This is a genomic window from Arthrobacter sp. Br18 (genome assembly GCF_000520555.1).
In the GTDB taxonomy this organism is placed as follows: domain Bacteria; phylum Actinomycetota; class Actinomycetes; order Actinomycetales; family Micrococcaceae; genus Arthrobacter_D.
In genome coordinates this window covers 1-20,180 of the sequence record NZ_KI914877.1, presented here as the reverse complement: position 1 = coordinate 20,180, position 20,180 = coordinate 1, and the positions used below count along the sequence as shown (strand labels likewise).

Annotated in this window: 17 protein-coding genes; 6 read left to right on the top strand and 11 right to left on the bottom strand. The window is 64.8% G+C overall.

Features of this window, described 5'->3' with window-relative positions; all coding sequences use genetic code 11:
• Positions 1-21 precede the first annotated feature (21 nt).
• The 3 genes from Y704_RS0112635 to Y704_RS0112625 all read left to right on the top strand — a co-directional run bounded on the left by Y704_RS0112635 (position 22) and on the right by Y704_RS0112625 (position 5,730).
• Positions 22-2,844 carry a DEAD/DEAH box helicase gene (locus tag Y704_RS0112635; protein ID WP_026550381.1) on the top strand — a complete coding sequence of 941 codons (2,823 nt, stop codon included), beginning with the start codon at positions 22-24 and terminating at the stop codon, positions 2,842-2,844.
• Positions 2,845-2,886: 42 nt separating this feature from the next.
• Complete coding sequence (locus tag Y704_RS0112630) at positions 2,887-4,518, top strand: amidohydrolase (protein ID WP_026550380.1); 1,632 nt, start codon at positions 2,887-2,889, stop codon at positions 4,516-4,518.
• Between the two features lie 468 nt (positions 4,519-4,986).
• Positions 4,987-5,730 (top strand): polyprenol monophosphomannose synthase, encoded by a 744-nt coding sequence (locus Y704_RS0112625; protein WP_026550379.1) that lies wholly within the window; start codon positions 4,987-4,989, stop codon positions 5,728-5,730.
• Positions 5,731-5,856: 126 nt separating this feature from the next.
• Here the strand turns inward: Y704_RS0112625 and Y704_RS0112620 are convergent, their stop codons facing one another.
• Positions 5,857-6,204 carry an RNA polymerase-binding protein RbpA gene (locus Y704_RS0112620; RefSeq protein ID WP_026550378.1) on the bottom strand — a complete coding sequence of 116 codons (348 nt, stop codon included), beginning with the start codon at positions 6,202-6,204 and terminating at the stop codon, positions 5,857-5,859.
• 206 nt (positions 6,205-6,410) lie between these two features.
• A complete protein-coding gene (locus Y704_RS21110) occupies positions 6,411-7,262 on the bottom strand; it encodes a putative RNA methyltransferase (RefSeq protein ID WP_035772694.1) in 852 nt (283 codons plus the stop codon).
• Positions 7,263-7,363: 101 nt separating this feature from the next.
• Between Y704_RS21110 and Y704_RS21105 the strand changes: the two genes are divergently transcribed.
• Positions 7,364-9,472, top strand: coding sequence for a S9 family peptidase (locus Y704_RS21105; protein WP_051477016.1), 2,109 nt, complete (start codon positions 7,364-7,366; stop codon positions 9,470-9,472).
• A gap of 22 nt (positions 9,473-9,494) precedes the next feature.
• Here Y704_RS21105 and Y704_RS0112605 read toward each other — a convergent pair whose 3' ends face one another.
• Positions 9,495-10,139, bottom strand: coding sequence for a peptide deformylase (locus Y704_RS0112605; RefSeq protein WP_026550377.1), 645 nt, complete (start codon positions 10,137-10,139; stop codon positions 9,495-9,497).
• A 665-nt stretch (positions 10,140-10,804) separates the two neighbouring features.
• Entirely contained in the window at positions 10,805-11,011 is a 207-nt protein-coding gene (locus tag Y704_RS0112595; protein WP_026550376.1) for a hypothetical protein, read from the bottom strand.
• 975 nt (positions 11,012-11,986) lie between these two features.
• Here Y704_RS0112595 and Y704_RS0112590 point away from each other — a divergent pair.
• The gene (locus Y704_RS0112590) at positions 11,987-13,072 is read left to right on the top strand and encodes an AAA family ATPase (protein ID WP_026550375.1); all 1,086 of its coding nucleotides are present in this window, start codon (positions 11,987-11,989) and stop codon (positions 13,070-13,072) included.
• Positions 13,073-13,110: 38 nt separating this feature from the next.
• Here Y704_RS0112590 and Y704_RS0112585 read toward each other — a convergent pair whose 3' ends face one another.
• The 3 genes from Y704_RS0112585 to Y704_RS0112575 form a co-directional block, all read right to left on the bottom strand.
• The gene (locus tag Y704_RS0112585) at positions 13,111-14,166 is read right to left on the bottom strand and encodes an aldo/keto reductase (RefSeq protein ID WP_051477032.1); all 1,056 of its coding nucleotides are present in this window, start codon (positions 14,164-14,166) and stop codon (positions 13,111-13,113) included.
• A gap of 31 nt (positions 14,167-14,197) precedes the next feature.
• Positions 14,198-15,331: a lycopene cyclase family protein gene (locus Y704_RS0112580; RefSeq protein ID WP_081747629.1), complete on the bottom strand. Its 1,134-nt coding sequence runs from the start codon at positions 15,329-15,331 to the stop codon at positions 14,198-14,200.
• Positions 15,332-15,419: 88 nt separating this feature from the next.
• The gene (locus Y704_RS0112575) at positions 15,420-15,644 is read right to left on the bottom strand and encodes a hypothetical protein (RefSeq protein ID WP_026550372.1); all 225 of its coding nucleotides are present in this window, start codon (positions 15,642-15,644) and stop codon (positions 15,420-15,422) included.
• Positions 15,645-15,899: 255 nt separating this feature from the next.
• On the opposite strand from Y704_RS0112575, the gene Y704_RS0112570 reads away from it, so the two are divergent.
• On the top strand, positions 15,900-16,340 hold the full coding sequence (locus Y704_RS0112570; RefSeq protein WP_026550371.1) for a universal stress protein: 441 nt from the start codon (positions 15,900-15,902) through the stop codon (positions 16,338-16,340).
• Positions 16,341-16,429: 89 nt separating this feature from the next.
• Here the strand turns inward: Y704_RS0112570 and Y704_RS0112565 are convergent, their stop codons facing one another.
• The 4 genes from Y704_RS0112565 to Y704_RS21095 all read right to left on the bottom strand — a co-directional run.
• Positions 16,430-16,852 (bottom strand): hypothetical protein, encoded by a 423-nt coding sequence (locus Y704_RS0112565; protein ID WP_155850367.1) that lies wholly within the window; start codon positions 16,850-16,852, stop codon positions 16,430-16,432.
• 38 nt (positions 16,853-16,890) lie between these two features.
• The gene (locus Y704_RS22830) at positions 16,891-17,193 is read right to left on the bottom strand and encodes a hypothetical protein (protein ID WP_051477015.1); all 303 of its coding nucleotides are present in this window, start codon (positions 17,191-17,193) and stop codon (positions 16,891-16,893) included.
• Between the two features lie 202 nt (positions 17,194-17,395).
• Positions 17,396-19,228: an immune inhibitor A domain-containing protein gene (locus Y704_RS0112555; RefSeq protein ID WP_343212846.1), complete on the bottom strand. Its 1,833-nt coding sequence runs from the start codon at positions 19,226-19,228 to the stop codon at positions 17,396-17,398.
• Between the two features lie 327 nt (positions 19,229-19,555).
• Positions 19,556-20,180, bottom strand: a 625-nt coding sequence (locus Y704_RS21095) for a transposase (protein WP_035772691.1), incomplete at its 5' end; no start/stop codon positions are given.

Sequence of the window (20,180 nt, the reverse complement as noted above, 5' to 3'; positions counted from 1 at the left end):
GCGAACGTCTAGGGTGGAACAATGAGCACCCCCGCAGAGCGCTACCAGGCTGCCAGAGCCCGCACCCACCATTCGCGGACCGACCTCTACCGCTTCGAACAGACCCTACGGTTCGAGCTCGATCCGTTCCAGCGGGAGGCCTGCGAATCCCTGGAGTCCGGCAAGGGGGTCCTGGTGGCAGCACCGACGGGCGCCGGCAAGACGGTGGTGGGCGAGTTCGCCGTCTACCTGGCACTGCAGCGCGGCCTGAAGGCCTTCTATACCACTCCGATCAAGGCCCTCAGCAACCAAAAGTACTCCGAACTGGCGGCAACCCATGGAGCGGACCGTGTGGGCCTGCTCACCGGTGACACCAGCATCAATGCGGAGGCCGACGTCGTCGTCATGACCACCGAGGTGCTCCGCAACATGCTCTACGCCGACTCCGACACGCTGGACGACCTCGGTTACGTGGTGATGGACGAGGTCCACTACCTTGCTGACCGTTTCCGCGGAGCCGTCTGGGAGGAGGTCATCATCCATCTCCCCACCGAGGTCAAGGTCGTTTCGCTCAGTGCCACGGTGTCGAACGCCGAGGAATTCGGTGCGTGGCTCGACACCGTGCGCGGGGATACCGACGTCGTGGTGTCCGAACACCGCCCCGTACCCCTCTGGCAGCACGTCATGGTGGGCCAGGACATGCTCGATCTGTTCGCCGGAGACATCGCGTTCGATGAAGCGGCTCCCGCCGGACCGGAGCCGGGCGCGGACAAACGCTATGACGTCAACCCTGAGCTGCTCGAACTCGCCAGCAGCGAGGTCCGGCTGAACCAGCGGGCCAACTGGGGATCGGGCAGCGGGAGGCGCGGCCGGAACCAGAGTCGGCGCGGACCGCAGCAGACCACGCTGGTCCGGAGGGCGAGCCGCCCGCAGGTGATCACAGCCCTCGACCGGGCCGACCTGCTGCCCGCCATCACCTTCATCTTCTCGCGCAACGGCTGCGAGGCGGCGGTGGGCCAATGCCTCCACGCCGGGCTGTGGCTGACGACGGAGCAGGAGCGCGCGGCGATCAGCGAGACCATCGACGCGGCCACCCTCGACATACCCCGTGACGACCTCGAGATTCTCGGGTTCTGGACCTGGCGCGAGGGTCTGCTGCGTGGATTCTCCGCGCACCACGCCGGGATGCTTCCGACCTTCAAGGAAGTGGTGGAGAAGCTCTTCGCCGGCGGCCTGGTCAAGGCCGTCTTCGCCACCGAGACCCTCGCCCTGGGTGTCAACATGCCGGCGCGGTCGGTGGTCCTCGAAAAGCTCGACAAGTTCAACGGTGAGGCCCACGTGAACGTGACGGCAGGGGAGTACACCCAGCTGACCGGGCGGGCGGGCCGGCGCGGTATCGACATCGAGGGCCACGCCGTGGTGCTGTGGCAGCCGGGAACCGATCCCGGTGCTGTGGCGGGCCTGGCGTCCCGGCGCACCTACCCGCTGAATTCGAGCTTCCGGCCCACCTACAACATGAGCATCAATCTGGTGGCGCAGTTCGGCCAGGAACGCTCCCGGGAGATTCTTGAAACCTCCTTCGCGCAGTTCCAGGCCGACCGTTCGGTGGTCGGCCTGGCCAAGCAGGTGCGCAGCCGGGAGGAATCGCTTCGCGGCTACGAAAAGTCGATGACGTGCCACCTCGGTGACTTCCGCGAGTACTCCGGCCTGCGGCGTGAACTGTCCGACCTCGAGGCCCATGCATCCCGCGACAGGTCGACGTCGTTGCGCTCTGCAGCTGCCGCCTCCCTGGAGGCGCTTCGACCCGGGGACGTCATCGACATCCCCGGCGGGCGGGGCCAGGGGTCTGCCGTGGTCCTCGAAGGCGATTCCTCGCGGGAGCCGCGCCCCACCGTCCTGACCCTCGAGACCCAGATCCGCCGCATCGGCGCGCAGGATCTCGACGGGCCGGTCGAGATCCTCTCACGCATCAAAATACCCAAGAGCTTCAGTGCACGCAGTCCGAAGGACCGCAGGGACCTCACCTCATCCCTGCGGAACGCGCTGTCCGAAAAGCGCCCTCCGCGTCGCGGCGCGGGCCGGACGGACGGGCTGCCGTCCGCCGCTGCCGCGGCCGAGGAGCGCGCCATCACCGAACTGCGGCGCCGCCTGCGGGCCCATCCCTGCCATGGCTGCAGCGACCGTGAGCAGCATGCCCGCTGGGCAGAGCGCTGGTGGAAACTCCGTAAGGAGACCGACCGCCTTGCAGGGCAGATCCGGGGCAGGACCAACACCATCGCCAGGACCTTCGACCGCGTGTCGGAGGTGCTGGCACACTACGGCTACCTGCAGGAGGGCGCTGAGGGGCTCCGCATCAGCGCATCGGGACAGAAACTCCGGCGCATCTATGGCGAGAAGGACCTGCTGATCAGCCTGTCCGTTGAGCACGGGGCCTTTAGTGACCTCGATGCAGCGGAGATGGCTGCAATCGCCTCGGTGCTGGTGTACCAGGCGAAGCGCGAGGAGCGGGGCGTCCGTCCGGTGTTGCCGAGCGTCGCGCTCGAGGGTTCGGTGGAGATCATTGTCCGGCAATGGTCGCAACTGACCGACCTCGAGGAGCAGCACCGGCTGCCGGTGACCGGAGAACCCGAGCTGTCCCTCGTCTGGCCGATGTACAAGTGGGCGCAGGGCCGCTCCCTCCAGGCTGCCTTGAGCGGCACGGAGCTCGCCGCAGGTGATTTTGTCCGCTGGTCCAAACAGGTCATCGACCTGTTGGACCAGCTCGCGAAGGTCCGCGACCTTCCTGAAGGAATGCACGGTGTCTGCGTCCGCGCGATCAAACTGGTGCGCCGCGGTGTGGTGGCATACTCGAATATCAGTGAATGAACCAGGCACGACGCCGCTCCAGGAAAGTATTCCCAGCACACGATGACAAAACCCCTTCCGATCCTGTACCGCAACGGATCCGTCTACAGCCCCGCAGACCCTTTCGCAACAGCAATGCTGGTGGACGGCGACACCGTCGCCTGGGTCGGCACCGAACACGCTGCCCAGAACCTGACGGGGGAGGGTGTGCGCACCGTGGACCTCGACGGTGCGCTGATCACGCCCGGGTTCGTCGATGCTCACGTCCACACCACCGAGACGGGAATCTCCCTCGGCTCCATCGACCTCTCAGGCTGTTCTTCCCTTGCGGACCTCCTGCAGAAACTGTCGACGGCGGCCGCACACCAGGAGGGCACCCTTCTGGGCTTCGGCTGGGATGAGTCGCGATGGCCCGAGAAGCGCGTGCCCACCGCAGCCGAACTCGACAACGCGACGGGCCGCCGGCTGGTGTATTTGGCGCGCGCGGATGTGCACTCCGCGGTCGTGTCCGGCGCCCTGGCAGCAGCACTCGGCCTTGCGGAACTGGACGGGTGGGACGACGGTTTCGTGGTGCGCAGCGCCCATGTGGCAGCGCGAGCGGCCTCGCGCAGCCTTACGCCGGAGCAGCGCACCGTCTATCAGCGCCGCGCGCTGGCCTTCGCCGCGTCCAGGGGGTACGTCGCCCTCACGGAGATGGCGGCTCCGCATATCGCTCCGCAGGAGGACCTCGAAAGCCTGCTGCTCATCGACGGCACGCATCAGGAGCTACCGCTGCCCGTCGTTCTTCCCTACTGGGCCCAGCAGGTCGAATCGGCGGAGGACGCCCGGCGGGTGATGGCGATGTTCGGCGGACGGCTGGCGGGGCTCGCCGGTGACCTGAACGTGGACGGTTCCATCGGGTCCCGGACGGCGGCCCTCCGTGTGCCCTATACGGATGATGCCGGAAACCACGGCCATAGCTTTCTGCGGGACGACGCCGTGGCGGCGCACCTCACGGCCACCACGGCGGAATCCATCCAGGCTGGATTCCACGTCATCGGCGACGCCGGACTGGACAGCGTGCTGCGCGGTCTGGGCGCCGCGGCCGGGCTGCTGGGTATCGATGCGGTGCGGCGATCCCGTCACCGGCTCGAGCATGTCGAACTGGTTGATGACGAGGCGATAGCGGCACTGGTGCATTTTGGTGTCTCCGTCAGTGGGCAGCCCGCCTTCGACGCCGCGTGGGGAGGCGTGGGGAAGTTGTACGCCCAAAGGCTCGGCATGGAGCGCAGCTCGGGGATGAACCGCTTTGCGTCCCTCCTGGCGGCAGGAGTGCCTCTCGCGCTCGGCTCGGACAGTCCGGTGACCCCGCTCGACCCCTGGGCCTCGGTGCGGGCATGCGTCTCGCACAACACCGCAGCGGAGAGGATCTCCGCCCGCGCCGCCTTCATCGCCCACACCCGCGCCGGATGGCGCCTGGCGGGATCCTCGAACCCCATGCATGGTCAGCTCGTTCCGGGCGTCCCGGCGTCGTACGCCATCTGGGAAGTCGACGAGTTGATGGTGCAGACCGCCGATAACCGCGTCCAGTCCTGGAGCACGGATCCGCGGGCGGGCACGCCCCTTCTGCCGGCCCTCGACACCGAGAACTCACCGCGATGCCTGGAAACGGTTCATGACGGTGTGCAGCTCTTCAGCTCCGACGACCTCCCTTAGCTGTTCTGCCGGTTCAAGGTTCCGGACCAGAAATAATCCCCTGCAGCCGACCACGCGCTGACCTGCGAACATAGACGTTTTCCCACGTCAGCGAGCCGTTGACACTCCTTTTTCAGCACGTAAGCTTTTGACCTACGGGTTGGAGGATCTCCTGGAACAGGAGGCCCGGCCGGACACCACCACGCCGATTCAGGTGCCCGAAGATCAGCGCGTGTACGGTGCTGGACGGTGGCCGCCGGCACCTATGGGAACAGGTTCGTGCGTCAGTAGAAAACAGAGCCGGGAAGCCCCGGTTCCGGTACGAAGGCGCGCGAACCTGTTCGCCCGGCGCCCGAATGCCCGGCAATCGGCCCGTGACCGGCCCCGAAAGGGCTGCCTGCCGGAACCGTCCCATATACTTGCGGTTCGGCTCTGAAACCGGAGCTCCTCCGTGCGCCCTGCGCACTCCGCTGGAAAGGCTCCGACCGCGTGCGTGTTGTCACCATCATTCCGACCTTCAATGAGATCGAGTCCCTGCCGCTGACCCTTGCACGGCTGCGCAAGGCGGTTCCCGAATCGGATGTGCTGATTGTGGATGACAACAGTCCCGATGGAACGGGGGCCTTCGCCGACAGCGCCGCGGCACGTGATCCACAGGTCTTCGTCCTCCACCGCACCGGCAAGGCAGGGTTGGGTGCTGCCTACATCGCGGGGTTCCGGTGGGGGCTCGACCGCGATTATGACGTGCTCGTGGAAATGGACGCGGACGGGTCACACCGGCCGGAGCAGCTCCCGGCTCTCCTCGAGGCAGTTGACGGTGCTGATCTCGTCATCGGCTCGCGCTGGATTCCCGGCGGAAGTGTCGTGAACTGGCCCGTTCACCGGAAACTGCTTTCCCGTGCCGGCAGCACCTACTCGCGGCTCATGCTCGGCTTGCCGGTCCACGACATCACCGCGGGCTTTCGGGCGTTCCGGAGGGGCACGCTCGAGTCCCTCGACCTGACGCAGGTGGCTTCCGTGGGCTACGGATTCCAGGTGGATATGACGTTCCGGGTGGCGCGGCTGGGCCTGACGATCACCGAAGTCCCGATCACCTTCGTGGAGCGTGAGCTCGGCGACTCCAAGATGAGCGGGAACATCGTGGTGGAGGCTATCGGAAATGTGACGAAGTGGGGGCTCGCAGCGCGCGCAGCGAAACTGTCGGAGGTCCTGCGTAGCCGTCGTCGACCCTGACGAGGGACATCCACCAGGTGTCCAGTCACCGCGGTAGGCACGACGCCGGTCGACCCCAGAAAGAAAGCCGGTGTCCGCACTTGCGGGCGGACACCGGCTCACCCGCCTCCGGAGGCGGCGGTAATTCTAGACTGACTGCTTCTCGCCGCGGCGTTCCCGGAGGATCGTCAGGCGATCCTGGAGAATCTGCTCGAGTTCCTCGACCGACCTGCGCTCGAGGAGCATGTCCCAGTGGGTCCGTACCGGCTTGTCGTTCGAGGTGTCCGGCTTTTCTCCGTTGACAAGAAGAGCCTCCTTGCCCGTCTTCGATACCCACACGGCCGGAATCTCCGCCTCCGAGGAGAAGGTGACGAAGACCCGCTCGCCATCGTCGCAGCGGTACTCGACGCGCTGCCGGGGTGCCGGCTCGACACCCGATTCTGTTTCCATGCTCTGCGCCCCAAGGCGCATACCGCGAAGGCTGCGATCGCTCATGTTTTCTCCTACTCCGTGAGTGGCGTACGGCCGGACCGGCGCTGCCGTGCTGACCCCTGCGGATCCACCTGCCTCACGGCGGTGCATTCCGGTCGAAGCTGCACTCCTTACAACACCGCGGTCGGCGGCAATGTTCCCACCGGGTGGCTCGCTCCCGGCAAATATCCAATCATACGCGATGCATCAGGAGGAAGACGTACCGCTGATCAGGCGTGCACCGGTGACGCGCGAACAAACGCCTGCACCGTGAACGCGGCGCTTACCCGCTGATGACCGTCAAGACGCTCCACCACCGCGTCGAGCTGCCCGGGATCGTAGTGCCGGGCGGCAGGGCCCATCAGGATGGCACGTTTCACTGCGGCGGGGGGGAGGTCCACGGCGTACTCAAGGCGGGTCCGCTCGACTTCCGTGAGCGAAGCGGCCAGTGAACGCTTCACGTCATCGTCCTTGCCGCCCGGAACCTGCAGAAGCACGGCCTGTTTCCTCAACTCGGCAAGATGCCCGGGTTGGGGGGTCACCACCAGCAGAAGTCCGTCGGGTTTCAGCACCCTGGCGAATTCTGCAGGGTTCCTGGGTGCGAAGACGTTGAGCAGAACATCCACGGACCGGTCCTGCAGTGGCAGGGGTTTCCACACGTCCCACACCAGACTCACTCCCTCCGGAAGCCGTCGTGCCGCCCGCCTCAGCGCGAATTTGGAGATGTCCAATGCCACCGGAAAGGCATCGGGAAAGCAATCGGCAACAGCACGGAGGTAGTAACCGGTGCCTGCTCCGGCATCGACGACAGTGCGGCTCTGAGGCGCGAGCCTGACCGCTGCTGCTGCAAGTGCATCGCGCAGCGGACCGTAGTATCCGGCTGCCAGAAACTCCTCCCTCGCCTCGACCATGCCCGCGCTATCAGCTTCGAACCGGGTGCCGCGGCCGGTGAGGAGGTTGAAGTAGCCCTGCCGTGCAGCGTCGAAGCGGTGGCCTCCTGAACAGATGAGCGAGTCCGGGCGGTGGTCCACGGCAGCTCCGCACACAGGGCATAGGAGAATCTCCCGGGGCGAAAGGCGCATGTTCACATCCTATTCGCGCCACGGGGCACTGCTGCCTGCAGCGGCGTTGCCGGCGCTTCCCCGGCGTTGCCGCTGGAAGAGCCGCAGTCTAGTCTCGAAGGGTGAATCCTGATCAGTTGAATCTCCTGTCCTCCGTCGGCACTCCTTCCCTCCATCCAGAGGGGGCGAAGGCCGTTGTCTCAGTGGTACGACCGGACTTCGACGCCGACGCGTACGTCGGCCAGCTCTGGGAGGTCAGCCTTGCTGATTCACGGCGACGCAGGATTACCCGCGGGTTCCGGGACACCGCCCCCGCGTACTCGCCGGACGGCACGATGATCGCCTTCCTGCGCGCCGTGCCCGGAGGCAAACCGCAGCTCCACGTCATGGCCGGCGCCGGAGGAGAACCGATAGCCCTCACCGATCGGCCGCTCGGCGTGGGAAGTTTCGATTTCTCCCCGGATTCCCGCCGCATCGTGTTCGAGGCGCGCGTTCCCGAGGAGGGGCGGTACGGCACGGTGGACGGCGTGACCGGCAGCCTTGAGGATCCCCGCCTCGTGACGACCAATAAATACCGGATGAACGGGCTCGGCTACACCGAGGACAAGCGCTTGCAGCTCTTCCTCGTCGATGTGCCGGATCTCGACTCCGAGCCGTTCGTCGAACCTGTGGGCCGCGTCAAGGCGGCTCGGGACCAGGCCGGGGAGGCCGCGGACCGTACCGGAGAACCCGGCGCCGACGGCGCCGTTCCCCACGCACACCAACTGACGTCTGCCGACGCCGACCATTCCATGCCCGCTTTCACGGCCGACGGCCGACGGGTGCTGTTCACCGCTGGTCTCGCGCCTGAGGCCGACACCACCCTCCTGACCGACGTCTACTCGATCGCGCTGGACGGCACGGACCGGCGGAAACTGTCCAATCTCGGGGAATCGCGGCTCAGCTGCGGCCCGGCCCGGCACAGCCGGGATGGTGCCTGGCTGTACTACCTCGCAACGGATGTCTCCTCCTCGGGACTCGACTTCGTGGCGCGCAACACTGCTCTCTATGTTGCGCCCACCGCCGATCCCGCCGCCGTCCGGCGGCTCACCGACCCGGAGAGCATCGACCTGGGAGCGTCTTCGGAGGCCGGCGTCGTACGCCATTCCGACTCCTCGGTCCTGGTGCTCAACCAGGTGAGGGGCTCCGTCGAGCTCCTTGAGGTGTTTCCGGACGGCCGCCACGACCTGCTGGCCGAAGGTCCGCTGATGGTGACGGGCGCCGCCTCCGCTGCGGGTATCGTCATCGCCTCCTACACCGATGCGATCACGATGGGCGACATCGGGCTGGTGCATCACCGTGCGCTGGTCACCCTGACCGACTTTTCCGCACCGCTGCGGGATTCGGCGCCGGTGTTCGCGCCTGTGGAGGAGACCTTCACCGCACCGGACGGTAGCGGCGTCCACGGCTGGGTCGTCCTTCCGGAGGGGAAGGGCCCGCACCCTGTCCTCCTGACCATCCACGGGGGTCCGTACGCCCAGTACGGCTGGGGATACTTCGATGAGGCGCAGGTCTATGCGCGGGCCGGCTACGCCGTCCTGCTGTGCAATCCCCGCGGATCCGCGGGGTACGGGCAGGCCCACGGGCGGGCCGTGAAGGAGGCGCTGGGTACCGTCGACCTCCAGGACGTGCTGGCATTCCTCGAGGGCGCGCTCGGAAAATACTCCTCCATGGACAGCGAGCGGCTCGGCATCCAGGGCGGCTCCTATGGAGGGTATCTGACAGCGTGGGCGATCGCGCAGGATCATCGGTTCAAGGCAGCGATCGTCGAACGCGGGTACCTGGATCCGCCGTCCTTCGTGGGCTCGTCCGACATCGGCTGGTTCTTCTCCGAGGAGTACACGGGAACCGACCCCGAGCGGGTGGAGGCGCAGAACCCCTTCGCCCGGATCGGGAGTGTGCGGACACCCGCCCTGGTGATCCACTCGGAGGAGGACCTCCGGTGCCCCATCGAACAGGCGCAACGCTACTACACGGCTCTCAGGAAACAGGGGGTGCCGACGGAACTGCTGATTTTTCCAGGGGAAACACATGAGTTGTCGCGCTCCGGCTCGCCGTGGCACCGTCGTCAGCGCTTTGAGCACATCCTTCGCTGGTGGGCCGACTGGCTGCCCAGCAGGGTCAACACACCTGGACCGCCGTTCGACCTCGGTAATTCCGACGGCGCCTCCGACGGTGGCACACCGGCCTGACGAGCAACCTGCAGTCGCGGCGCTAGAAGCCGAGGGCCAGCCGGGCAGCGTCGATGCCCGGTTGCGCCCACCGTCGCGCATGTTCGCTGTTGTCGGCCAGGGAACGCGACATTGCTTTGTCCAGGTAGAGGATGCCGTCCAGATGGTCGGTTTCGTGCTGGACGATGCGCGCGGGCCAGCCCGAGAACCGCTTCGTCACCGATCGGCCGTCCGAACGCGTGTAGGTGAGATCGACCTCGCTGTGCCGCTCGACCACGGCCTGGTAGCCGGGCACCGAAAGGCAGCCCTCATAGAAGGCCGCCGTTGCGGTGCCGCCGGCCGCATAGCGCGGATTGATGATGGCCAGGAACGGCAGGGGAGTGCGTGCGCGGAGAGCGGCGACGTCGTCGTCCCCCACTCCCTTGTCCTCCAACACCGCGATGCGCAGCGGAATGCCGATCTGCGGCGCCGCCAGGCCGACGCCGGGCGCTGCATGCATGACACGGCGCATGGTGGTGAGGAGTAGGCCCAGAACGGCGTCGTCGAGCTGCCCGGCGAAGGGAAGGGCCGGGGTCCGGAGGACCGGATGCCCAGCGCGGACGATCGGTGGCACCTCGTGGGACAGAACGGCGTCGACGATCGATCGGAGGTCGGCTGCGGTCACGGGCGGGAGCGGGGGGTGAGACATGATCACATGGTAAGCAGAATGATCCCTCACCCGGGCGCTAGTTATGTCAATCTGACCGACCGTCCCAGGTGGGGAATCCTGGGCGGGCGCTCCAAGTGCGGGTGCCAGGCGCCGAATATCCTCGGTTCCGTCGTTGTATTCCATGTTCACCATCATTTGTCGTTGACACCACCGTTCAGATCCGGAAAATCTCACCTCCCGAAGCCGAGCACGAAGGCCAGCCGGCCCAGGCGCATGAAACTTCGGAACGGGCGAGGCGACCTCATGACGGTCTGAATAAAGGAGCTTTGGGAGATCATCGCCAAGGCTTCCACCGCCTCCTCTCGGACACCGATCAAATCGCCGATAATCTACATTATGTCAGGTAGTACTCTGCATATCCCGCTATATGAATCATTCAGGCCCTCTTCCGCGGAACTCCACGTCATTCGTTCGAGGCCCCTTGCACTGCGGCGTCCAGAGGATCTACCCGACTCCATTCCATGTTCTCAGCCATGATGGGCGGGCCGGGATTGCACGCCCAGGGGCAGAAAACATGCCTTCGATCTGCTGGTTCACTGAGATGATGCATGCAATGAAACAATGATTCAGATTCCGGAGCACGTTTGGGAGGCAGAATGGCAGTCGACGGATCCGGACGGGTGCACCTTCCGGGCTCCGTCCAGCTACTTCATCCCGAACAGCAGACCTTCGACGGGATGCTCGATGGATGGCGTAACCAGCAGCTGTCTCGCAACCTGAAGTTCGACACCACTTACCAGCGCATCCCGCAGGTTCGCAGGTTCGTGGGCGATGTGAATGAGTTTCCGTAACAATTCGCGGAACTCCTCAGCCAGCACCTCCGGAACCGCCCATCCTCCGAACAGCACCATGACCGGAAATCCCGTGGCTCCTCCCTGGAACCCGCGCAGGCCAATATTTTAACCCCAACACCATCATGGACAGGCTCCGCACCCTCGGCATAGACCTACGCGGCAGACGGCGGCCTAGATGTTCAGGGCTACTTCAACACAATGGTCGCCCGCTGCGCCGGAAACATCCGGTATCCAATGCAGGAGAAATTGGCTTCTCGGATGGGTAGAGCTGGGGTTCCGACGAATCTGACGGTTACACCAGGGTTGCGCGGCGAGTTCGATGATTTCAACTAAAAGGCCACTTGCGCCGGCTTGAACACGAAGGGGCCGCCGCACTCCAAACCGGTACGGGTATTCCCCTGTTGACCCAGTTTCTATTGGATAGTCATAAGTCGCTTGGCCACCGGAAGCTACTACGGCTTTCACACGAATCGAGGAGACAATAACGGGCTGGTTCAGGTACGGCGCGGACTGCGGCACCAACCACTTTCCCTCCGAGTTCCGCGCCACCAACTCAAGGGTGCATCCCTCCCCCAAGCAGGCCTCCACCGTCTCCGGTGGCGATGAAAAAAACAGCTCAATGTCTCCCACATACGCTTAACCGACCGCTGGACACGCCCGAGGCAAGTGCCTGAGAAGAGTGACAGCGGCCAACGCTGCAACAAGCATGACCGTGGCCATCAGGAGTATGCCGCGAGGCTTCATGTTGGGAGACTAATCGGTACTTCACTTCGGAGGCCCGCCCGAGATCAACCTGCAACGATCCATCTTGGTCTTCTCACCAGCAATTTGCACACACTCGATACGCAGGGGTGCCAGGAGCGGTCTTCGGGGCACACTCCCCGCCAATACAGCCCCGGCAAACCTCATCAGGTGCAACATCATCCGCTCCAGCCCCTCGCCGCGAGCACCGGTACTGCATCTGGTAGTCTGCTTGGGAGTTTCACCAAACTCACCAGTTTCACCCGGTTTCACCCAGGCCCGAGGAGCTTCGTGCAAAATCCGTTCAAGCCCACAGCCGGAGCCACACCACCGGACCTGATTGGGCGGGCCGGTTTACTGGATGAATTCGAATACGGACTCCGTCAGGGCTCCGGCGCTCCTGGGCTTCTCACCATCATCACCGGGGCCAGAGGAATCGGCAAGACGGTCATGCTGAGCGCTGCTGAGGACATCGCGAGGGACCAGGGCTGGGCCGTAATCTCGCGGACGGCCAATCCGGGGTTCCTGGCCCGTATTGGCGACGACATGCTCCGCCTGACTGACGAACTCGGTGACGGACCGCCGGCGCGGAAAATCACTGCCTTCTCCGCTGCCGGGTTCGGACTGACAACGCAGATTCCCCAGGAGCGGATTCCTGACTGGCGCCGGACCGGGGAAGATCTGCTGCGGGTGCTGAAAACAAGACGTACAGGCCTGGTCATCACGATCGACGAGATCCACGCAGTTGACCGGGCCGAAATCTCCCAGTTGGCCTCCGACGTGCAGCACTTCATCCGTGACGGGTTGCCCATCGGGCTGATTTTTGCCGGCCTGCCCTCGGCGGTGTCTGATTTGCTCAATGAAGGTGTAGCAACCTTCCTCCGCCGGGCCGACAGGATAAACCTCCACGAGACGGCCACCGCCGAGGTCACTGTTTCCTACCAGGAGCTTTTCAGCAAGGGAGGGATCGAGGTCTCCCCCACCCTGGTCAACGAGGCAGCACAGACCACTGAAGGTTACCCCTTCCTCATCCAACTCGTCGGCTATTACCTCTGGATGGAAGCCGGCAAGGCAGGCTGGAGTCTGAACCAGGACAACGTCGCAACTGCTATCGCTGCCGCTCAGCGACGGAACACGCTGGTCGTCGTCGAATCCGCGCTGTCAGACATCTCCGACAAGGACCGCGAGTTCCTCAACGCCATGGCCGGGCAGGACGGCCCCTCGACCGCCGGCCGGATTGGGCAGGCACTGGGATCCAAACCAAATGTCGTCTCGAAGTACCGGAACCGCCTCATAGCAGCGGGCCTGATCGAATCAGCCGGCTACGGGAAGGTCGACTTCGCCATTCCCGGCCTGCGCCAATACCTTCGAGGCTGATGGTGCGCAACGACGCACCCCGGGGGTAGCGGCCGCGGTCAACGACGGCGAAGCGCAGGGTCGAGCCAGTAGTTGCTGAAGCCGGCATCGTCGGGATGAACGTTGGTTCCTGGTGCAACGATTTCGTCGATCCGGTCCAGTGTCGCCTCGTCGAGCTCCAAGGAGGCAGCGTCAAGCTGCGACTCTAGCTGCTCCATGGTGCGGGGTCCGATGATCGCGCTCGTGACCCCCGGATGCCGCAGCACGAACGCCAATGCGAGTCGGACCAGCGGAACTCCGAGGTCATCCGCCAGCGCCCCGAGCTGGTCCGCGGCGTCGAGTTTGGCAGCGATCTTGGGGTCACCGAGGTCAGGTGCATCTTTTCGCGAACCGCGGCGTGTTCTGGGAAGTTCCTGGCCCTTCCGGTATTTCCCGCTCAGCCAGCCGCCGGCCAGCGGACTCCACACGAGGGTGCCCATGTTGTGCCGGTGGGTGGTCGGCAACAAATCCGCCTCAATCCCCCGCGTGAGCATGGAGTAGGGCGGCTGCTCCGTCACGAAGCGGGCAGTGTGGTTCTGGCGTGCTATCCACTGCGCCTCAACGACCTGGGAGGGCTGGAATGTCGACGAGCCGATATAGCGCACTTTGCCCTGCCGCACCAGATCATCCAGGGCCCCGAGGGTTTCTTCGATGTCTGTGTGCTCGTCCGGGCGGTGCATCTGGTACAGGTCAATGTAGTCCGTACCAAGGCGCCGCAGTGATTCTTCGACGGCCGTTGTGATCCACCGGCGGGACCCACCGCGGTAATTCGGTTGCTGTTTCATCCCATTGAAGAATTTCGTGGCAATCACCAGGTCCTCGCGGCGCCCGTGCTGGGCAATCGCTTGGCCGAGGATCTCCTCCGACTCCCCGTAGGCGTAGATGTCGGCGCTATCAATAAAGTTGATGCCCGAATCAATCGCATGTCGAATGATCCGGACGGACTCCTGATGGTCCTTGTTTCCCCAGTCGCCGAACATCATGGTGCCGAGGCAGAGGCGGCTGACTTCTACCCCGGTACGGCCGAGGTGAATGGTGGGCTGCTGCTGGTTCTGTTCAGGCTTCTGTTCAGACATGAAGCTCATGCTACGCCCGGCGACCTCCGCGTCAGATCCACAGGCGTGGCTGCAGGAGCATGGTGACCGGCATGGACCCGAGCAGAGCCTTCTCCTGCGGGAAGGTGGTTCGCTCGTCCAGAAAATCGAGGACAAGATCCGCGTCGTGCGAGGTGAACGCAGCCTTCATGAACTGCACCGCACGTTCAGGATCGTGCTTCCACATCCTGAGCACGGGCTTGTCGTACCAGCGGAAGCGGCGGTCCGGCCGGGGAGCCTCAGGCAACCCGGTGGAAGCAAGCGACGAGGCGATGCGCTCGGCTTGACGAAGGATTCGGGTGAAGCCGTATCCCGTGGTGGCCTTGACTACTCCGGAGGGGGTTCCGGTGCGCAGGTGACGGCCGCGGGGACTGCTGGAGCGGATGCCCAGAGGGATCGAACCCCGTTCCACGGACAATGAGGAAAAGTCGCCCACGCCCCAGACGCTCCGCAGGTACGCAGAGGTCGCCTGTTCGAACGGGAATTCCGGGCCTGCAACCCCACTCGGGACGATCCGGGTCACCTCAACGAAAGCTTCCCGGGTTGAGATCGGCAGGACGCAGTGGAAGTGCACGGGATGGTGTTCGCCGGACCGAAAATCGATGAAGGTTGCGACTGATGGGTCGAAGGATTCGTGTGGAGTGAGCACCCGCCGGACCTCGCCCGACATGAGCAGCCGGGCCTTGACTCCTGTAGAGGGAAAGGTGCTGTCAAAACAGTGCGACGCCCTGACCAGTCGACCATCGGAGAGGGTCACCTCCACCGCGTCCGCATGGGACCGCACTCGTGAAACCTGGCCGTCAAGACGGGTGATCCGAGGATTGGCATCTATTACTTCGTCGAGACACCGAAAAACGCTCCGTGACGAGGTGAGGCAGAGATGGTGGCGCTCGAGCGGCAGGATCTGCTGAGTGGTTCCTGCGTCAACCGCGAGGCTCGTGAAACTGGCTGCTGGAATGAGAGGCAACGGCGGGATGCCGTCGTGCCAGTAGATCAGGGAGCGGTGCGGGTACGGCGCGCTGGAGTCGATGATCAGGATCCGCGCTCCGGCCATTCCCGGCTCTTTGCTCAGATAATAGGCAAGACTGCGCCCCGCTAGCCCTCCCCCGGCGATGACGACGTCGTACTCCTGCACTCGTGGCGTCATGAATAGGGGTGTTTCAGCCCGGGCACGTCACGGCCTGGACCGCAAACACCGCCGGAGTGGGGCCTGACACCCGTTGCCACGTCCCGGCTCACGGACGCCGACCACCCCACAGGAAATATGACACCGGCCCGATGGTGTTGACAAACACCGCCGCGCTCCACCACCGCTTGCTTCCACGGATCTGCTCTGCCGGACGTCGCCGCAGATCACCCAGCGCAAGGGCGAGCAGGGCCCACTGCACCGCCGCGCCGAGGAGCAGCCCGAAACGCTGACCGGGTCCCAGGTCCTTCCAGGACTTTCTGCGTGCACCCATTCCGCGGCTTCCTCTCCACCTGACAGGGCTTCATTGTGTCGCCACAACGCCCCCCTGGCAACCCGCCGCCAACCGCATCCGCTGTACCGGTGCGCCGCCGTGACTTTCGACTCTAGCCACGCCTCTCCTTCCGGATGAAGGTAGTAACCATGACGTATCGACCCCGACCCGGCAGCAATGGTGAGCGCATGCCGGCTGCCCTCCGCACGGTCGCGCGGCATCACTTCCATCCCTACGCAACCTAAGGACAAGGCCATGAACAGCAGAAAACCCTTCGAAGTTGTCGCCGCGGTGGACAATTCTCCGTCTGGTGTGGCAGCTCTCAGGTGGGCCGTGACCGAAGCCCGTCTCCGGGCCGGAGCGTTGCGGGTGGTCACTGCCTGGCACGCACCGTCGGTCGGAGATGGAAAGCCTCTTGACCCGACTCTCTTTCGGGAGGCAGCGGAAAAGGCACAACAGAAGGCCCTTAAGGCCGTGGAGACCGAGGGTGTCCCGATCAGCACCGAAATTATTCAAGGCCTGACAGCCGAAGTCCTGCTTGATGCTGCCCGAGGGTCGGACCTTATCGTCGTCGGATCCCGTGGCCGGGGAGGATTCAAAGGACTGCTCCTCGGCTCAGTCTCCACCCACGTCGTTCATCACGCAGCGGTGCCCGTCCTGGTCGTTCGGCCGACCACCGAGGAGAAACAGGTGTGATCAGGAGCACCCGCACGTGAATCTGCCGGTGCGGCAGCTTCCCGGGGACCGAGGAGCGACGACGTCCCGGAGACACCGAGCAGAGCCGTTCACAACTTTTCTTCAGCGCTGCCCTGCGCCTTTGTCGGGAGTACGCGCAGCCGGCGGCGTTCACAGTGTGCTGGTGCGCCCTCACTCACCCGGCCCTCGATGGCCGCTGCCTCCAGAGTCCCACTCATCCCCTCCCAGGCTTGTGCCTGGGTGAGGTTGAGGACCACCTCGCTCCCGGGCGACAGGGAACTGACCCGTCGCACCACCAGATCGAGGCCATGGACGTTGACGGGAGTCAAGCAGCCTCCGACGACGATGTGGACGCGCCCGAGATCCGGATCGGAGTGGATCAGGATATGCAGTTTCTGTACCCCTGCCGAGGGGTGCAGCGCCATTGCGCGGCGCCGCTGCACGTCGCCGCTTGACCCGTTCTGGAGGACGTCGGATTCCTGCGCGATGGTGGTACTGTCCGCAGGTGCCACAACGGATAGGGAAGGCCGCCGGGTGCCGGGAGCCGGCATTACCGGTCCAGGGCTTCCTCGTAGGGGTTCGAACCCGGGTCAGCATCCGTCATCCTACCGTCGGGATCCGGCTGGAAAGCATTGCCCCGGGACGACGCCGCGTGCCTTCTGGCCTTCAGAAAGACAAGATCCGCCAGTGAGAACCAGTGCTCGCCGTGCTCGTCGACGGACAGGGCGTGCCCGGTGGCTTTCTCCACCCGATTGACCTGGGTGCGTGGCAGAACCCCGGTCCCGGGGTTCCGGAGGAGCCACTGTTGCACGACCGGGTCAAGTCTGGTCCACAAGGCACTGATGCTGGTCATAACGTAGGTTCCCTCGTTCGTGGAGTCGTGGGTTCCGCGGTGCGGAGCAGTCCCAGGTGTCACCACAAGTACAGCGGGGATGGTGGCCGCGTACTAGGGCACAAGGCCCCGATCAGCCGAAGGCCTTGCGGTTCAGGTTCCGGGTGCACACGCAAGAAGCCGGGAGCTGCCTCCCGACTTCTTGCGTTGCAGATCGAACCCATTACTTCACAGAGAGTGTCATCATTTCGGCCGAGTTGGCCTGGACGACCTCGATCCTGGTGCCCGTCCCCGCAACGATGACGGATCCGCCGGGGTTGGCGGCGTCGTAGTAGGCGCCTGGGTTGGTGTCGTCGAAGACGGCGACGCCGGGCTGCGACGGTGCATCGAGCGTCGTCATGCCGGTGGCCAGCTCGCGGTGGAGGCTGAGCGCGTCGGTGGCCTGCTTGCCGAAGGTGGCATCGTAGCTCTGGACGCGGTTACGCACCACGGTGCCGTCCGACCAGGTGAGGGCCTTCGGGTTCGCATCCACCGGCAGGGCAAGGCCTGAACCCGGATGCTGACGCGTGTTGTTGTTGCGCTGCGCGGTGTTCCAGTACGTGATGCTCAGCCCGTCCTGGTAGGCGAAGTGCTCCACCGTGTCCGGCGCCGTGAAACCCCACCCGAAGTTGTAGGGTCCGGTGGCCAGGGTCGCATCGTAGCCTGCGTACTGGCGGTTTTCCGCGATATAGAAGCGACTGTTGCCCGCCGCGTCCTTCGGGAGGTTCACGACGACGGCCTGCGGTGCCTTCGTCGCGTGGTACGACGGGCCGATCTTATGGGTCGACTTCTCGCCGGCCGTGGCCACATCGTAATCCAGCCAGCCGAGCTGGAGCTTCTCCCATGCACCCATGTGGTTCGGGGTGGTCCCGATGGAGTCCTCGCCGTGGTCGAGCCACGACCCGGAGCTCATGAGCGTCCAGAAACCGGTGCCGTTCTCGCCGCCGCTGGTGTCGTAGAGGTCGGGCGGGCCGAGGTCGTGACCGTACTCGTGCGCGAAGACCCCGAGACCACCGTTCTCGGGTTCCGTGGTGTAGTCGCGGATCCAGACGTCGGAGTCGCCGATCTTGATGCCACCGAAGGGGTTGGCCGCCGGTCCTGAGGTCCCGCGGCCCGCCTGGCCGACAGCCCAGCGGTGCGACCAGATAGCCGACGACGCGGCTCCGGCTTCCTCGCCCTCGCCGGCGTGGATCGCCTGGAAGTGGTCGATGTAGCCGTCGGCTTCGTTGAAGTCGCCATCCTTGTCATAGTCGTAGCGGTCCCACTGGTCGAAGGACGCAAGGTACGCATCGATGTCGGAGGGAGTCTTCCCGGCTGCGATCTGCGAGTCGTACCAGGCGTCGGCGGTGTCCTGGACGAAGCGGGTCATATCCGACTGGCTCTCGGTCTCGCCGTAGCTGGCCGAGTTGAAGGGAACGGTCACCCAGTCGCTGACATCACCGTCGACCGTGTACCGGCCGCTGGACATTTCCTCGTAAACGCCCTTGAGCGACTCATCCTCCTCACTGAAGACCATGTCGAGGAAGTGCTCGCGGTCGAAGGTGTCCGACCAGTAGGTGGAGTTGTCGACCGTCCGGTCCGGTTCCTTGATGGTGTTGCGCTCGGGGCCGGGCGCCGAGGCCGGGAATCGCGGATCCACCTGATCGCCGAAGTCGACGAGGAAGGAGAGGATCTGGTCGCTGTCCTGCAGCCCGTATTGGGCCCACTGGCCGGGGGCGACCTGCACGGCCCTGGAACCGTTCAGGTCCTCCACCGTGGCCTCGCCGGAGATCACCTTCCCCACGGCCTGCTGATTGAGGTCGCGGCGCTCGCCGGCCACGGGGTCCGAGCGGTCGTCGGCCTTCGAAGCGGCGCCGTCGGCGCCCGGCGAGGAGGCGGATGCAGCGGTTGTCGCATCGGGAGCGGTTGGAGCGGCTTCGATGGTCGCGTTCGCGCTCACCGGGGTGAGGACGACGGCGCAGGTTACGGCGAGCGCCATCGCGCACCGCAGCCCCCGGGTACGAGTGTCTCTGTTCAAGGGGTTCTCCTAAGTGGCTATCCCAGCTGCAGCAAGGCACCCATGCGTTCGGGGCCTGCTGTGACGAACGTGTTGCCTGAGGCAAATTTTCTAGGGGGGACAGTAGCATTGGGGAGTGTCAATTATGTGATGTAACGCACATCTCATCAACTTTTCGCTCCGCATCTAGCGGAGAGGCGGTCCAGCCGTTAAAATTTCGCTCTCGACATTGCACGGATCAGTGGTGAGGAGAGCCGGCACGGAGGGCGTTGTCATTGCTCCAGTTCCCACAGGGCGGACTTAGAGGCTCTCCGTGGTTCGTGGTGATTTCCACTGCTGAGGAGATGATCAGCGTGCCGTTCTGGCGGCGCTTCTCAATAGAATACGGGTTCTGTAGTTAGCGCTATTCACGAAGCCGCGTCCGGTGCGTTTGATGTTCTTGATGGCGGTGTTATTCGCCTCGACTTTCGCGGTGGTGGCTCCGGTGATGACGAGGACTTCAATCTCGTCCCACCATCGGCAGACTGTTCGGAACAGCCGGGTAGTCTCTGGTTGTCCTGCGCTCTCTACCAGGTCCTTGAGGATGGCTTTGGCAGCGTCGGCTTCTGCGAGGGACCCCACGCCCAGGAGTGCGCGCAAAGCTTCTTTCACTCGCCACGCCGTCTCGAGCTTCCCGGTAGGATCATCGACGGCGAACACGACGTCCAGGCGGTTCCTGGCCCGATCGGAGAGCTTTTCCGCGCCTTTGAGCAGCAGCCGGCGGTTGGCCCACACCGGGTCCGCAGCCCGGCCACGCCTGCCTCTGGTTTCGTGGGTGAGACGCTGGCGGACCTCGGTCACCATGGAGTTGGCGAGCATGCTCAGATGAAAGGCATCCACGGACACCGCGGTGCGTGGCAGCCACATCCGCAACGCCTTCCGGAACGCCGCCGACGGATCGATGGCCACCACCTGGACACCGAGGCGCCATGCT